Below are 13521 nucleotides of genomic sequence, written 5' to 3'. Positions count from 1 at the left end.
TTAAGTCGCTTACGCCGTTTTGCGACGAGGCAAGAATACGCGATGAAAAAACTCATTTCCCGTACGGGTATGAAAGAGCCACTCAAAGCGCTAGTAAGCAGGGCTCGACAAGTTGTCTTGTCTAGGTCTGAGACCAGCGCAGCCACTGGCCGGTTGTTTTTTACGAGCGGCGGCCAATTCGATGACGAATTCCGAGCGCTTGCATCCGGTCAAGCGCTGTTCCCTGCTAACGCAAGCCGGGGAGATCGCGGCACAAATTACTTTCTGCGACGAGCCATCCATCGGTTGGAGAAGGGGCTCATCATGCGCCCAAGAAAGCCGAGCTTCGCCGCCGATTATATTCTCGATACCGTAGTCTCCCTTCGTGACAGCGCTCCAACACTGAACCAAGCGGAGCAGCAATGGGCGCACGACGTGTTAGTCGAATATTTTGGTGTGGTGGAAAAAAGAGGCGCAATTGCTGAAGCTGCGGAAATATTCACTGCGGTTCGCCCACAACTGGCGGTCGCTGGCAGCAAAACCCCCAGTGTTCCCGCGACTCGGGCGAAGGCGCAAAGTCTGCCGTCCTTTGATGAGCTCGTGTCTTTGCTCCAATATCGCAAGTCCACTCGCTGGTTCAAACAGACGACTGTTCCGCGAGAGCTCTTGGCCAAGGCCATCAATGCCGCCGCGTTAGCCCCGACGGCCTGTAACCGCCAAGCCTATTATTACTGGGTGTTCGACGATCCCACCCTGACGCAGGAGCTAGCCAAACTCCCAATGGGCGTTTCGGGGTTTGGACATAACATCCCGGTTTTGATTGCAGTGGTTGGTCGCTATCGTGCGTACTCGCATGTTCGTGATCGACATCTGATTTATATCGACGCGAGCCTATCGATAATGGCTTTTGTTCAAGCACTGGAAACGCTTGGCTTGGCTTCGTGCACAATTAACTGGCCCGAAATTCCCGAGCGGGAAAAGCGGGCGCGCGATGCGATTCCGATGGAATCCGATGAGCGTATTATTATGTTCATCGCGGTCGGTTACCCGGACGATACTGGCCTCGTTCCACACTCGCCTAAACAACCTGAAGCAGTCTTTGGGCGGTTCAACCTCGAGTCTTAGAGGCTCGTCTTAAGTGGTCTTATTATGCTTGTAGAAATCCGCGGTGCAGGGTTTATCAATAAGGGCGCGGAGTTAATGCTTCATGCCGTTATCGACGCATTATCTAGACGGTTCGAAGATGCAGAGTTCGCGCTGCGGGCGTCTGGCCGGCTAAGCTTGGCTCCGTACATATCGCGTGCCAATGCGGGGTTGTATCAGAAAGCGTTCCTTCCATTTCGCGGTAAGGATTACGGCGAAGCGCTTGCGTTTTTGCCTAAAAAATTTAGAGATGCGTACGGCATCAAAGTGAACTCAGATGTTGACATTGTTATCGATATTTCCGGGTTTGCCTATGGAGACCAATGGTCGACGGGTCAAGCCAATCAACTGCACCGCGAAGCGATGCGTTGGCGAAAGAACGGCACGCGAATCTATCTACTCCCACAAGCGCTTGGGCCGTTCGTAAAGGCACGTCAGCGCGATGCAGCCATACGCGCCTTCGAGTGCTGCGATCTGATTTACGCCCGAGAATCGGTTTCCTTAGCGCACTTAGAGGGGCTGGGTCTTGCGCGCCCTCAAGTAGCGCAGGCTCCCGACTTTACTAATCTTCTCGTTCCCGCCAAGTCCCTCGCACCACGGCAATTACGTGGACGCTTCTGCATCATCCCGAATGCAAAGATGATTGAGAAGACGGACCGGTCGACAGCTGGCGGGTACATGCAATTCCTCAAGAATTTGTACCGAGTAGCTGACGCGGGCGGGCATAGTCCGTTCTTGCTCCTGCATGAAAAAAACGATGCGTCTCTTGCTCGAGAGTTGGCCAAGTTGTTGCCCGAAATCGAAATACACGCAGAGGACGACCCCCTCGTAATCAAGGCAATCATCGGCGCAAGCCACGTTGTATTCAGTAGCCGGTTTCATGGGCTGGTTAGCGCGTTGTCTCAAGCGGTTCCCGCATTGGGCACATCTTGGTCGCACAAGTACCGTATGTTGTTTGCCGATTACGAACTCGAAGAAGGGCTAATCAACACTTCGGCGGTCGATCGAGAGTCGCTGGAGTATATTGTCGAATCTGTCGCCGCAGATTCTGGAAACAAGGAGATTCGTAAGTCATTGAAGGTTCACTCGACCAAGATGAAGAAAGCTGCAGCCCAGATGTGGGACCAAGTTACTGCTGATATTCAGACAAGTATCCGGCGGTAAGCGAGTTAGAGAGTGATTCAACCCAAAAGAAACGACGGTACTCACCGCGCCAATCTGTTACCTGGGGACGGCATCCCCGGTCTCGTGTCGGTAATCGTTCCCATTTATAACCGTGAAACTTTGATCGATGGGATGCTCGAAAGCGTTAAGAGCCAGACTTACCGCCCGATTGAGATTATCGCGGTAGACGATGGTTCAACTGACAGAAGCGCTGCGGTCGTACGTGAGTGGGCCGCGTCGAATGAAGATCAAAATTTAGTAGTACGTATCCTAAAGCAAGAAAATTCGGGTGCTCCGGCGGCTCGTAATCGTGGGTTGTCGCAAGCGGATGGGGAATTTATCCAGTTTTTCGACTCGGATGACAGAATGTTAACGGCTAAGTTGCAAACGCAGGTCTCTGCGTTAAGAGATTGGCCCGCCGCAGGCTTTGCGTATTCAAATGTCCGAGCTGCAAGTGTTGTCGACATTCCCCGGCTGTTGAAGGATCCAGCCGCAAGACAGGAGTCCGTTATTGGTTATCAACCAGTGGCCGGATCGTCTATACCTGGGCTTGTGGCCAGGGGTGTATTCCGTCGCAGTACAGTTCGAAGTGTTGGCTATTGGAGCGAGGCGTTACGACGTTACCAGGACTGGGAATATAGCGTTCGATACGTCGCAAGTGGCCAGCTGGCTCTAGCATGTGACGAATTGGGGTTCTTCACCGGTCTTCACGATAATCCTAGGATTAAAGACGCGAATGACGAGGTGAGCAACACTTTCGGATTGGTTCGGCATGCGGCGGAAAGCGCTTTGAACACGCTTAGCCACTGTGATCCTGAAATCAGAACCGCGAAGATTAAGATTGCCCAACTTTATTCATTCGCTCTCGTAGTAGCGCTTCGAAGGAATGACGTTGGGGAGGCAAAAAGTTTTGTTAATAAAATACGCGAACTCACACCACCTAATCATACGGTGCGGATGAAAAACGAAGCGTATTACCAACTCGCATCACGTTTTGGCGCGGCGAATGTAGACGCCATTGCTAAACGCGTTTTGCGCTGGAAAAAGCGCCGCTCAGGGGCGTAAAGCGATGGCTAGTGCATTGGTTTCTGTGATTATTCCTTGCTTCAATGCTTCAGAGGTTTTACCGCGCGCAATCGAGAGTGTGGTCTCTCAAAATTACGGTTCGATCGAGATCATTTGTGTCGACGACGGCTCAACCGACGATACTCTAGTAGTTGCCCAGCGGTGCAAGCATGCACGCGTAGTACGCCAGTCAAATCAAGGCGCCTGCGTCGCACGCAACCGAGGCATTGCTGAATGCTCGGGCAAGTACGTCAAATTTCTCGACGCCGATGATTTTTTGTTGCCTGGCGCGATTAGTCAGCAAGTCAATGCTTCGAAGGGGCTTTCTGATATGGCTATTTCGTATGGTAACTACATCATGCGAAGTGAAAGTGGCGAGAAACTCGTTTCGACTTCTTTATTACACAAAAATTTACTGTTTTCAGTCACTCTGCAAGATATCACTACCAGCACGCCGCTGCACCGTCGGAAATTGCTCGAATACGTTGGCGGCTTTGATGCGAATCTTCGACGAGGGCAAGAGTGGAATCTCCACGTGCGGCTGGCTGCTGCTGGCGTTAATTTCGTGCACGACGAGACGCCGATTTATACCTATTGCAATTTCGAAAACCCTCATAGAGTTTCGAGATACTCATCGGCTAACGCCGAAGCGAAGTACGCATACAAGATCACGCAGGTCGATTTGACAGCTGATGCGCTGGCAGATCCGGTTTACGTCAAACGTGCCGTCGCCACGCTAGGTTTCGCCCGCCGGCTGTGGGGCGCCGGACGCGACGCATTCCGAGAGGGTGAGCCGGAAATCGCTGACCAATGCTTCCGCAAGGCCTTGGCGTACTGCGGCGATGTGAGCGAATTCTTGCCGGCTTACTACCGCATCCCTTCAGGTCTGATAGGTAGGGAGCGTTTCGAGCGGTTGATTTCGCCTCGCACGATCGGCAAGTTGGCTGCGCGTATCGAGCGGGGGATGTGGCGTCGCCTGTAGAATGCGGCCCACTGAGGCGATATGAAATTTTCCGTTGTTTTATCACTTTATAACAAGCAGGCGTTCGTGCGTCGCGCGCTTGAGTCCGTGCTTTGCCAATCGTATTCCGATTTTGAACTGATCGTGATCGACGATGGGTCGACCGACGGTAGCCTGTCAGTGGTGCGAGGTATCGCGAGCAACGATGCCAGAGTGCGGATTATCAGCCAGGCGAATGCTGGGCCGGGGATGGCGCGCAACGCGGGCGTACGGGAAGCTCGTTATTCGTGGGTCGCGCTCATTGATGCAGATGATGCCTGGCGTAGCGACCACTTGGCGGAAATCGCTCGGCTTATCAGCGATTTCCCCCATGCTCGTATCGTGACCACCCGACTTCAGGAAGCACACACCGGAGATAATGGACACACGCGAATGCAGCCGGCCGGCGATGTGTTGCGGCGCGGACAGGTTGATTATTTTCACGAATCTGCTTTGCGATCTGACTTTATTCATTCCTCCTCGGTGGCAATTGCAAGGGAGGTATTTGAGACGGTGGGGTACTTCAGCTCCCACCCGCGCGGAGAGGACCAGGAGTTATGGGCTCGCGTCTGCCTGGCGTACCCCTGCGCCGCGTCCTCTGCGGCTACCGCGTACTACTATCGCGGAACCGGCGGGATAATGGAGCAGCTCTGGGAAAAAAATCGCACGGAGCGCCTAGAGCCTCCAGCGTCGCTGTCAGATCTGACGCGTGCGGTCGCATACCTGGCCCTGCGGCTACCGTCGCTAAAGAGCGAGCGACCGCAGGTGTATGTATCGGTTGCCGAATATATTAACGCCCGTGTGACGATTGCGCTGCGTGTTCATCTGTATAGCGGCAACGTACACAGCCTTTTTCATATTTCTTCTTTGTATCTACGCCCTTTCGATCGCCGAACTCGCTACTGGCGTGCCGTGGTGCGAAACACGCCACCGGTTTTTTTGAAGGGTTTTTATAGGGGGCGCCAACTAGCGAAGTTTGGTTATCAATTGTCGAATGGAGTCGCTTCTCGAATTAAATCGGTGACCCGTTCGTGACAGCTCTGACCGCTATTATCATCAGTCTGCCCGGTGCGGCCGGACGTAGGCGATTCGTGGGTCGGGCTTTGGAGCGGGTAGGGTTGCCCTACGCATTTTTGGATGCTACCCCCGGCAAAGCGCTAAGCGAAGAGTGGATAACCAACAATGTATCGACTGAGCTTCGAAATCGGCTCGAGAGTCGAAATCATTCGTTATCGTATGTGAATACCGTGGCGTGCGCGGATAGCCACCGTCGAGCTCAACGGCTTGTAGCCAGTGGTGACGAAGGTCGCTATTACTTGATACTCGAGGATGATGTTTTGGTAAACCGGCTTCTGGTTTCCGGATGGCCTGAGATAGAGCGCGCGTTGCGAGACACTGCGCGCGATATTGCGTTCGCTGGTTATTCCCTGCCCGCAGGGGCGACGTCGGGCACGTTGATTGCGCGCGCCACCAAGCACTATGCATTGTTGAGATACCCTGCTACTAAAACCCTTGGTGCCTTTGGTTACCTCGTTACGCCCGCAGGCGCAAAAATGCTCTTACGCTGCAACGATGACCTGATTCGTGATACGGCCGATAATTTTCGAATCAATGAACTAGGTCTTTCGGATAACGTTGCACTGATTTCCCCCAAGTTGATCTCAAGTGGATATCTGCCAACGACGATCGGCTATCCCGGCTCAGCGCGGCTTGGAGCACTAAAACGCGCTCTCACACGCTTGCCGATTCTTCGTCAGATTTATATCTGGCGACAGCAGAACTGAAAGACGGGGGCAGGGCAGATTGATTAAATACCGACCAGAAATCGATGGGCTGCGTGCAGTCGCTGTTATACCAGTAATACTGTTTCATGCGGGATTTTCCTGGGTGTCGGGTGGTTTCGTCGGAGTCGACGTTTTCTTTGTGATAAGTGGGTACCTTATTACCGCGATTCTTTTGAAAGACTTGCAGGAAAACCGCTTTTCAGTTGTCGGATTCTACGAGCGGCGCGCTCGGCGCATACTCCCTGCGCTTTTCAGCGTTTTGATCGTGGTTACACCACTTGCGATCGTTTGGCTTCGTCCCTCGCAGTTGAAGGACTACTCCGAGGCCCTGTTCGCGACTGTCGCTTTTTCATCCAATATTCTTTATTGGCTTACAGCCGGGTATTTCGAGCCTAACTCGGATTTGAACCTTTTGCTCCATACTTGGAGTTTGGGTGTAGAGGAGCAGTTCTATCTGTTTTTTCCTCTTCTACTTGCTTATCTCTGGAGGCGACAGGGCTCGAGAGCGTCGATTTATATTGGCGTCATTTGTTTCGCCAGTATCTTGCTTGCGGAAGTTGGATGGCGAGTCTTCCCTACGGCCAATTTTTATCTATTGCCGTCGCGAGCGTGGGAACTCGGGGCAGGTTCGCTCTGCGCTTTCTATCTCCACGCGGGTAATACACAGCGGTCTAGTCAGGCGTTATCTGTAGTTGGCCTGCTGCTTATATTGAGTTCCGTATTCTGGCTGACGGCAGATACCGCGTTTCCGTCGCTTGCGACGCTGCTGCCAGTTGTCGGATCGGCCCTGATTATTCTTGGGTCCGGAAGCAAGGATTTGATTGGGCGCATGCTTGGTTCACGTCCGTTCGTGTTGGTTGGCAAGCTCAGCTTCAGTGCATATTTGTGGCATCAGCCTCTTATGGCACTCGCTCGCTTGCGTAGTCTGACAACGCCTTCGCCGGTGCTTATGGGGGCACTCGCGGTAGCTTCTTTAGGCATTGCTTATCTAAGCTGGCGTTTTGTCGAAGAGCCCTTTCGCGGTAGGCCGGGTCGACGTCTTCTACACACGCGGTCTCGCGTTTTTTCCGCTTCTGCATTAGGCAGCGCGCTACTGCTGGCAATTGGGCTTAGCGGCTACCTCGGTAATGGCTGGCCCGAGCGGCAAACGCCGTCAGGCAAAAGCTTCTCAGAGCTCAAGCTCGAAAATTTAATTCAGATTAACTATGGCCTTAGTCCGCGCTGCGAGGGGCATTTCACTCTCTCGGACAAGTGCAGAACCGGCCCAAACCCTGACGTTTTGGTGTGGGGCGATAGCTACGCCATGTATGTAGCGAATCTGGTGCGTTCGAGCCCGAGTTTTCAGGGGCATGAGATGGTCCAGATGACCAAGTCGTCCTGTGCTCCGATCCCCGGTATTGCTAAAATTACCGCGAGTCGCAGTCCGCAGTGGGCGTCGTCGTGTATCAATTTCAACCAGCGCGTGCTCGATTGGTTGGGCAATCAAGATCGGATCAAGTACGTTGTCATGTCATCTCCTTTACGAGTTTTGGATTCCAAGCTTTATTTCGATAATTCTATCCACGGCGCATCGGAACAGATTGTCCTAGAACGCTTGAAGAATCTGGCCAAAAGATTACGTTCTATGGGGAAAAATCCGTTATTTGTCGGGCCGACGCCAATCGCGGATTATGATTTGTCTTCTTGCCCGTTGTGGTCATTACGCGATGGCGTAGATTATGATTGTGAGTTTTCAATTCACGCGATCGAAGCACAGCGTGCGCACGTGCTGACTACGTTGCAGAGTCAGGATTTCCCTTATCCCGTATTTGGCCTTATGCGAAATATCTGCCCTCGAGGCCAGTGTCAGACGGTGACGGGTGGGGGGATGCCTTTATTTCGCGACGATGAGCACCTTTCTGTTGGTGGGTCGAAAGCACTTGGCGCAGAGCTCGATGTTTTCGGGGCTCTTGTAGGGCTGGTTTCGCCTATGGTGGCAAACAGTGGTCAGGATTCGAAACCTGCGCAGGTCGGACTGCGATGAAACCGAATCGGTCCGTCCATTCCATCCGCATTCTTCTGCTCAATACACTTTATGCACCCAATGTTGGCGGAGTGGAGAATTCACTGAGCGAGCTGGCTCGTGAGTTTTCGAGCCGGGGGCACGATGTGGTTATCGTTTGCAGTGATCGAAACTATGCCGACGATTCGTCGTTGGCTCCTCTCCAGGTCACGGATTTTGCAACAATCTACCGCTATGCCTATCCGGCAGGTCTGTTGGGCTATCTGGCGCAGTATCGGAACTGTGTTTCTCTGATTCGGGCGTTGCACCACGAGGCTCCATTCGACCTCGTGATTTCACGTAGTCATATCACCACGCTGGCCGCTCGCGCCGCTGGCGTCACAGGGGTTCACTACGTCGTGCCGTCGGTTACGTTGGTTCGAGATTGGCCGGTCGCGACTGGCGACTTCGATGTTCGATCACTGGCTAAATATGCCGCGGATGTGATCCTTCAGTTTGGTGGCTTACGGAGTGCGTCTACGCTCTATGCGTTCAGCGCGTCGACGGCACGCGACGCTCGCTGGGCTGCGCTCTTCGGGCGTGGGGCTAGTATTCGTGCGGTGTCCCCCGGGGTGAGTAGCGACCGATTCACCGTCGGTGGCGTTGATCGTGATGCTAAGCGTGAAGATATTCGCGCTCGTCATTTGGTGCTACCGGAGGCGACTACGCTGGCAATCGCCGTTGGTCGATTTTCGCAGCAGAAACGGTTCGATCTGGCGATTCGTGCCATGGCGTATTTACCGCCGTCGTTTCATCTACTCCTGGTCGGCGAGGGTCCCTTGCGCTCGGAGTATCGTGCGCTGATAAAGGAAGTTGGGATCGAGGGGCGAGTGACCGTGTGCCCGCCTACATCAAGCCCGGAAACTTACTACGCTGCTGCGGATGTCTTTGTTATGTCTTCGACATATGAACCGTTTGGTCAGACTTTGCTGGAAGCGACAGCGTCCGGTCTTCCAGTCGCTGCATTCTCGTCGCATGGTGTTAAAACAGCAGTGAGCGCTATTTATCGGGAGTTTCCCGCTCTTGTGCGGTATGGATCGCGTCCGGTTGCGGATGATCTGGCTGCAGCTATAGCGCAAGCCGCGACCGCAAGGACTGCATCGTTCGATCAAGAGCGACTGGCTTTTCTCGAGCATTATTCCTGGGGCCAATTGGCCGATGAATTGAGTCGATCAACCAACGCGGATACATAAGCTGGTGACTATCATCCATGTCATCAGCGAACCAAACGGCGGCGGAGCGGAATTGCTGGTTCGCGAGCTCAATTCGCGGCTTAATGCCGAAGGCGTGGTGAGCCGTGTCGTTTATCTGACCAACCCGCGGCGCTTACCATTGTTGGACAACGAATACGAGCTCGGTCTGACAACGCCGAGAGACTTGCGAGCGGGCATACTCCTGAGACAATTCATCTTGCGGTCGTTTGACCGCGACCTTGTAATTCATTCGCACCTGACTTATCCGCTGTATTACGTTGCTGTGCTGCCTTGGCCTAAGCGTGTGCGGCTCGTTCATACAGAACATAACACACACAATCGTCGGCGCGACATTGCGCTGCTCCGCCCTATCGAGCGTAGGATTTACGCTCGCTTTGACGCGATTGTCTGTATTTCCGATGGTGTTCACGACACGTTGGCAAACTGGATTGGTACGGGACTCGATCGAGAGCGGCTGGTTACGATTCCTAACGGCGCTCGGCTGTTCGCAATGCGGGCTGGGGAGGCTTTGCAGGCAGACGAATGTGGTCTGACCATCATCTCAATCGGATCCTTGTCCCGGCAAAAGGGGTTCGACATTAGCTTGGCCGCTGTAGCAAAGGCTCGTTCCCTAGTGCGACGTTATATTATCGTTGGCGAAGGCAACGATAGACACTTGCTGGAGGCCCGAGTACGCGATTTAGGCTTGGCGGATGTTGTCGACATGGTCGGATGGCAAGACAACATTGGGGATTGGCTTGGGTATGCGGACCTTATGCTCATCCCTTCTCGTTGGGAGGGCTTCGGTCTAGTTGCGATCGAGGCGTTATCGACCGGTCTTCCTATTGTTGCTTCGGATGTTTCCGGTCTTGGCGATATACTACGTGGTTGCGAGGCAGTTGATCTGGTGTCGCCGGTGGAGCCGGAGGTCATTGCGAAGGCTATTGAGCGATTTGCGCAACGCGATGACGAGCAAATCAGGCATTTGCGTTCTAAAGCCCGCTCGCACGCGGAGATTTATAGTCTCGGCTCGATGGCAGACGCATACGCTAATCTATACGAGACTTTGACCTAGTGCACTTACGACATCTGCCGAGCCACCGCCTTCTCCACACACTCAACGCGTTGACTTCACCGTGATTGCGTATTGGGTCGTTTATCTGGCTGCATCTTTCTTGGCGATCGCGCGGTTGCGCGTGTCTGCGCTGGGATGGGGCTTGATTGTGACCGGACTTACGGTGTTCGTGGGATTGCGGTATCAGGTGGGCGGCGACTGGGATAGCTACCTTTATTATTTAGTGCGAGTTGCAAATTCGAGCAGTGTTACAGAAATCTTGGGCTATAAGGATCCCGGATATCAGCTTCTGAACGGGTTATCTTTTACGCTGGGTTTCGACGTGTGGTTCGTCAACCTCGTGGCCGCGGCGTTTTATTCCGTGGGACTGGTGTTGTTTATCCGCACATTGCCTGACCCAAAAGTTGCCTTGGCTGTGGCGATCCCTTATATGACGATTGTCATGGCGATGGGTTATACCCGTCAGGCTATGGCATTCGGCTGCATACTCTGGGGGTTGACCTATCTGCGAGAGAGGCGCCTCCTTGGATTTGTGGCGCTTCTAGCTTTAGGTACGACATTTCACAAGTCGGCCGTAATTCTTATGCCTTTGGCTGTTCTGGCCAATACTAAAAACCGCGCTTGGACGGCGCTATGGGTTGGCACGACAGCGATCATCCTTTTTGTGCTGTTTGTGCAGTCTCATGTTGACCAGTTATATAGTAGCTATGTTGCGTCCGATTACTCGGACGCTTCTCAAGGCGGAGCTATACGCGCGGCAATGAATGTTTTGCCAGCACTGGTTTATTTGCTTTTTCATCGGCGACTTGTACTCGAAGACCAAGAGCGATCGCTGTGGTATTGGATTTCTTGGTTGGCTCTAGCTTGCGTCCCGCTGCTAGCGGTCTCTACTACGGCGGTTGATCGTGTCGCGTTATACCTAATGCCAATTCAATTAGTTATCGCGAGTCACTTTACATACTTCTTCAGCGCTGCAAGCCGCGTTTTGGCGCGTTCGTTATTGTTGGCCTTTTACGGGGTCGTGTTATTTGTATGGCTTAATTTTGCGAGCCATAGCAACTTCTGGCTGCCATACAGGTTTTGGCCTCTGGCGTAGGGGATCTTCTGGTAATCCTCCCATTTTTAACGCGAGTTAAAAGTGGAGTTAAGCGGCCATATCCAATTTCTGCTTGGGCGTGATGCCGCCGAGTGCCATGTTCGGACGTTGGTTATTGTAAGTCCAGAGCCACTTGGTGGCCGCATCCTGAACTTCGGGGATCGACTCGAATAGATATTGGCTCAGCCAATCGGTTCGCACGGTTCGGTTGTAGCGCTCGACGTACGCGTTTTGCTGCGGCTTGCCGGGCTGGATATATTGCAGTGTGATGCCGTTTTCTTCGGCCCAGACTGTTAGCGGCCCACTGATGTATTCGGGGCCGTTGTCACACCGGATTGACTTCGGCTTGCTACGCCATTCCATAATTTGTTCCAGGCTCCGGATGACGCGGGCTGAGGGCAGCGATAGATCGACTTCGATTCCCAGACCCTCGCGGTTGTAGTCGTCGATGACGTTGAGCAGCCGAAAGCCACGGCCGTCGCTCAGCTGGTCGTGCATGAAATCCATGGACCAAACGTGGTTGATGCCGTCGGGCTCTGCCAGTTTATCCGGGGCGTCTCGCTTCAAGCGCTTGCGCGGCTTGATTCGCAGATTCAGTTCGATCTCGCGGTAGATCCGATACACGCGCTTGTGGTTCCAGCCGAAGCCTTTGACGTTGCGTAGGTATAAAAAACACAAGCCAAAGCCCCAGCGGCGATGCGTCTCGGTCAGACGCAGCAGCCAGTCCGCGATCGACCATACCCCGGCTTCAGTAGTGTTTCGATTCAGAGTCCAAGGGTTTAAATGGCCGCCTCTGCGGCCATTTGCGCAGCGTAGCCAGCGGGCGTCAGCCCGCTGAGTTCTTTCTTCGGCCGTTCTTCGTTGTACTCGCGATGCCAGCCTCGGATGATCGAGGTCGCGTGAGCTAAGGTCACGAACCAATGCTCGTTCAAGCATTCGTCTCGAAAGCGACCGTTGAAAGACTCGATGTAGGCGTTCTGATTCGGCTTGCCGGGTTGGATCTGCTTGAGCCGAACGCCGTTTTCATGTGCCCAGTTCAGCATCGCCTTACCGATGAATTCAGGGCCATTATCTGATCGTATGACCGTCGGTAGGCCTCGGGTGAGCGCCAACTCATCCAGCACACGAGACACCTGCATACCGCTCATAGACCGACCGGGCACCAGCGCGACGCACTCATGGGTCGCGTCGTCGACGATGCCCAGGCACTTGATGGCGCGGCCATCCGCGACCCGGTCGAATACAAAATCCATCGACCAGACTTCGTTCGCCCGAGCGGGACGAATCAACGGCTGCCGATCGGCTATCGGCACCTTCTTTCGCCGTCGCCGGCGCACTTGCAAGTTTTGTTCGGCATAGAGCCGTTCGACACGCTTGTGATTGACGGTCCATCCCGCCTGGCGAAGCTTGAGATAGATCATCGGCGCGCCGTAGCGTCGATAGCGCTGCGCCAGGCGCAGAATCTCGGCGCGTAAGCGCTCGTTTTGATCCGGCGCCGGCTGATACCGGAATGCGCTGGCGCTCATCGCCACGATGGCCAGCGAACGCCGTTCGCTCAAGCCGCGCTGGCCCATAAACCGCACCAGCTCGCGCTTGGCTGTTGCGGTTACCATTTTTTTCGCAAGGCCTCGCGCGTGACCTCGTTCTCGAGCAGCGATTCGGCCAACAAACGCTTTAAGCGACTGTTCTCCGTCTCGAGCGCCTTCAGACGCTTGGCGTCCGAGACGTCCATGCCGCCGAACTTGTAACGCCACGTGTAATAGCTGGCCTCGGAAAAGCCGTGCCGGCGGCACAGTTCTTTAACCGGCGTTCCCGCCTCGGCCTCTTTCAGAAAACCAATGATCTGCTCTTCGGTATAGCGCTTCTTCATGTCCAATCTCCAGACTTCGGGTGATTGGACTCCAGATCCGACTGCTACTCAATAGCGGGGGATGGTCGCTGGACCACTTCCGCCTTGAGTCGCTCCTCGGCATACATCTTT

11 protein-coding genes and 2 pseudogenes are annotated in these 13521 nt (G+C 54.0%); 10 read left to right on the top strand and 3 right to left on the bottom strand.

Annotation, left to right across the window (positions count from 1 at the left end; translation table 11 throughout):
* Window positions 1–42: 42 nt before the first annotated feature.
* The 10 genes from SAJA_RS11210 (at window position 43) to SAJA_RS11165 (ending at window position 11540) form a co-directional block, all read left to right on the top strand.
* Window positions 43–1104, top strand: coding sequence for a nitroreductase family protein (locus tag SAJA_RS11210; protein ID WP_123658769.1), 1062 nt, complete (start codon window positions 43–45; stop codon window positions 1102–1104).
* Between the two features lie 24 nt (window positions 1105–1128).
* Window positions 1129–2286 carry a polysaccharide pyruvyl transferase family protein gene (locus SAJA_RS11205; RefSeq protein ID WP_123658768.1) on the top strand — a complete coding sequence of 386 codons (1158 nt, stop codon included), beginning with the start codon at window positions 1129–1131 and terminating at the stop codon, window positions 2284–2286.
* 12 nt (window positions 2287–2298) lie between these two features.
* Entirely contained in the window at window positions 2299–3351 is a 1053-nt protein-coding gene (locus SAJA_RS11200) for a glycosyltransferase family 2 protein (RefSeq protein ID WP_123658767.1), read from the top strand.
* Window positions 3352–3355: 4 nt separating this feature from the next.
* Window positions 3356–4333 (top strand): glycosyltransferase family 2 protein, encoded by a 978-nt coding sequence (locus SAJA_RS11195; RefSeq protein WP_123658766.1) that lies wholly within the window; start codon window positions 3356–3358, stop codon window positions 4331–4333.
* Window positions 4334–4354: 21 nt separating this feature from the next.
* Complete coding sequence (locus tag SAJA_RS11190) at window positions 4355–5386, top strand: glycosyltransferase family 2 protein (protein ID WP_123658765.1); 1032 nt, start codon at window positions 4355–4357, stop codon at window positions 5384–5386.
* Window positions 5383–6135 carry a glycosyltransferase family 25 protein gene (locus SAJA_RS11185; protein ID WP_184999860.1) on the top strand — a complete coding sequence of 251 codons (753 nt, stop codon included), beginning with the start codon at window positions 5383–5385 and terminating at the stop codon, window positions 6133–6135. The genes SAJA_RS11190 and SAJA_RS11185 overlap by 4 nt, the downstream gene beginning before the upstream one ends.
* Before the next feature lie 19 nt (window positions 6136–6154).
* Window positions 6155–8158 carry an acyltransferase family protein gene (locus SAJA_RS11180; protein WP_184999859.1) on the top strand — a complete coding sequence of 668 codons (2004 nt, stop codon included), beginning with the start codon at window positions 6155–6157 and terminating at the stop codon, window positions 8156–8158.
* Window positions 8155–9369: a glycosyltransferase gene (locus SAJA_RS11175; RefSeq protein ID WP_123658762.1), complete on the top strand. Its 1215-nt coding sequence runs from the start codon at window positions 8155–8157 to the stop codon at window positions 9367–9369. Before SAJA_RS11180 ends, SAJA_RS11175 begins: the two co-directional genes overlap by 4 nt.
* Window positions 9370–9373: 4 nt before the next feature.
* On the top strand, window positions 9374–10444 hold the full coding sequence (locus SAJA_RS11170) for a glycosyltransferase (RefSeq protein ID WP_123658761.1): 1071 nt from the start codon (window positions 9374–9376) through the stop codon (window positions 10442–10444).
* Window positions 10445–10505: 61 nt separating this feature from the next.
* On the top strand, window positions 10506–11540 hold the full coding sequence (locus SAJA_RS11165) for an EpsG family protein (RefSeq protein ID WP_123658760.1): 1035 nt from the start codon (window positions 10506–10508) through the stop codon (window positions 11538–11540).
* Window positions 11541–11588: 48 nt separating this feature from the next.
* On the opposite strand, the pseudogene SAJA_RS11160 reads toward SAJA_RS11165, so the two are convergent.
* From SAJA_RS11160 to SAJA_RS15375, 3 genes and pseudogenes are all read right to left on the bottom strand, one after another.
* A pseudogene (locus SAJA_RS11160) lies at window positions 11589–12488 on the bottom strand (IS3 family transposase); the annotation flags it as partial.
* Window positions 12413–13114 (bottom strand): annotated as a pseudogene (locus SAJA_RS15380) (IS3 family transposase); the annotation flags it as partial. The pseudogenes SAJA_RS11160 and SAJA_RS15380, both read right to left, overlap by 76 nt.
* Before the next feature lie 32 nt (window positions 13115–13146).
* On the bottom strand, window positions 13147–13410 hold the full coding sequence (locus SAJA_RS15375; RefSeq protein ID WP_245963307.1) for a transposase: 264 nt from the start codon (window positions 13408–13410) through the stop codon (window positions 13147–13149).
* Window positions 13411–13521: the final 111 nt, after the last annotated feature.

Source organism: Salinisphaera japonica YTM-1 (genome assembly GCF_003788585.1).
Classification (GTDB): Bacteria; Pseudomonadota; Gammaproteobacteria; order Nevskiales; family Salinisphaeraceae; genus Salinisphaera; species Salinisphaera japonica.
The sequence above is the reverse complement of the archived record's forward strand: the minus strand, read 5'-3'. Positions and strand labels throughout refer to the sequence as shown.

Bases quoted from the DNA above. Each gene is read 5' to 3' on its own strand.
- SAJA_RS11210 (WP_123658769.1), top strand. From the start codon at position 43: ATGAAAAAACTCATTTCCCGTACGGGTATGAAAGAGCCACTCAAAGCG.
- SAJA_RS11205 (WP_123658768.1), top strand. From the start codon at position 1,129: ATGCTTGTAGAAATCCGCGGTGCAGGGTTTATCAATAAGGGCGCGGAG.
- SAJA_RS11195 (WP_123658766.1), top strand. From the start codon at position 3,356: ATGGCTAGTGCATTGGTTTCTGTGATTATTCCTTGCTTCAATGCTTCA.
- SAJA_RS11190 (WP_123658765.1), top strand. From the start codon at position 4,355: ATGAAATTTTCCGTTGTTTTATCACTTTATAACAAGCAGGCGTTCGTG.
- SAJA_RS11175 (WP_123658762.1), top strand. From the start codon at position 8,155: ATGAAACCGAATCGGTCCGTCCATTCCATCCGCATTCTTCTGCTCAAT.
- SAJA_RS15375 (WP_245963307.1), bottom strand. From the start codon at position 13,410: ATGAAGAAGCGCTATACCGAAGAGCAGATCATTGGTTTTCTGAAAGAG.